This window comes from Psychromonas antarctica (assembly GCF_022267535.1).
GTDB classification, from domain to species: Bacteria; Pseudomonadota; Gammaproteobacteria; order Enterobacterales; family Psychromonadaceae; genus Psychromonas; species Psychromonas antarctica.
Genome location: NZ_JAHNZV010000238.1, coordinates 1 through 1,507, shown reverse-complemented (window position 1 = coordinate 1,507; position 1,507 = coordinate 1). Strand labels below are relative to the sequence as shown.

Annotated in this window: 1 protein-coding gene and 1 pseudogene; both read left to right on the top strand. The window is 42.6% G+C overall.

Features of this window, described 5'->3' with window-relative positions:
- The first annotated feature begins 59 nt into the window (after window positions 1-59).
- Window positions 60-878, top strand: coding sequence for a tyrosine-type recombinase/integrase (locus KSO91_RS17230; RefSeq protein ID WP_238744251.1), 819 nt, complete (start codon window positions 60-62; stop codon window positions 876-878).
- A pseudogene (locus tag KSO91_RS17225) lies at window positions 875-1,384 on the top strand (IS91 family transposase); the annotation flags it as partial. The gene KSO91_RS17230 and the pseudogene KSO91_RS17225, both read left to right, overlap by 4 nt.
- Window positions 1,385-1,507 lie beyond the last annotated feature (123 nt).

Here is a 1,507-nt window from a genome sequence, read left to right as displayed (position 1 = left end):
TGCTCAAATGCAGTAATAACGCTACTAAGTTGCTCTGGATTTGACATAATTAAGTCCTGATGGATGAGTTACCCGTATTAAATCAGAACAAAAAATGGAAGTTGAGCTACGCTGCCGTAAGCTCACTAACTAAGGATGATTTAAAAGTCTATTTCGCACAATTAATTGAAACGCATTCCTGGAGCACCGTAAAACTAGACCGTAATGGTTTGCAATTTTTCTACAAGCATACCCTTGAACGCCAATGGGAATGGCTCAACATTGTCAAACCACCACAAGTAAAACGTATCCCTGACATTATCACCCATCAGCAAATTGGGCAGTTAATCACAGCAACGCACTCTTTACGTTATCAGGTGTTTTTTCTGGTGCTGTACACAATGGGTTTACGGTTAAGTGAAGCCCTTCAATTAACCGTTAACGATATTGATAGCCACACTCTACAAGTTCATATTCGTGAGGGTAAAGGAGGCAAAGACCGCCTGATTCCACTCCCCGAACGAACATTAACAGCTCTGCGTTATTACTGGGTAACACACCGCCATCCAGTGTTGTTGTTTCCTCGTGTGGGGCAAACCCAGCAAGCATCGATGCAGTGTACGCCCATGGATAAAGGCAGTGTTCAAAAAGCACTCAAAAAAGTCATCACTGAGTTAGGTATTAAAAAGAACATCAGCCCACATTCCCTTCGCCATTGTTTTGCAACTCATCTCTTAGAGCAAGGAATGGATTTACGCTCACTGCAAATATTATTAGGCCACAACAGTCTCAATACCACAGCCAAATACACGCAACTCACTAGCATCAAACAAAAAGATAATGTACTCGCGCTTAACGCCTTAACCGATAAATTACTGATTCAATGGGAGATGTTATGAGTCAATTTATCTCACTGCTTGAGCGCTACCATCAACAATTAGAACAGCAATATGGTGGATTATTGAATCAAGATATTCGCCGCGCCATCACTGATATGTTGCACTGTAAAACCGATGCAAATCGAACGACCCAATGGCATTGTGGTCATTGTCAGCATGACCAACAACTCCCCGCATCCTGTGGGAACCGAAGTTGTCCGCAATGTTTGCATCAAACCACCTCCAACTGGTTAGCTAAACAGACTAATAAATTATTACCTGTACACTATTTCATGGTGACGTTTACCTTGCCCTATCAGTTGAGAATACTAGCTCGTCAACATCCCAAAGCGCTGTACCAATTGATGCTCCAAGTCACTGCTGACATATTGAAAGACTTTGCAGCGAGAGCGAATAAAGGCAGTTTAGGATTTACCAGCGTGCTACACACGCATAATCGCCGGCGGGAATGCCATCCTCATGTGCATATTATTGTGCCTTGTGGACGTTACGATGCCACCAAAAAGTGAGCTTACGGCAGCGTAGCTCAACTTCCATTTTTTGTTCTGATTTAATACGGGTAACTCATCCATCAGGACTTAATTATGTCAAATCCAGAGCAACTTAGTAGCGTTATTACTGCATTTGAG

Excerpts from the sequence above, each read along its gene's own strand:
- KSO91_RS17230 (WP_238744251.1), top strand. The coding sequence starts at position 60 with ATGGATGAGTTACCCGTATTAAATCAGAACAAAAAATGGAAGTTGAGC.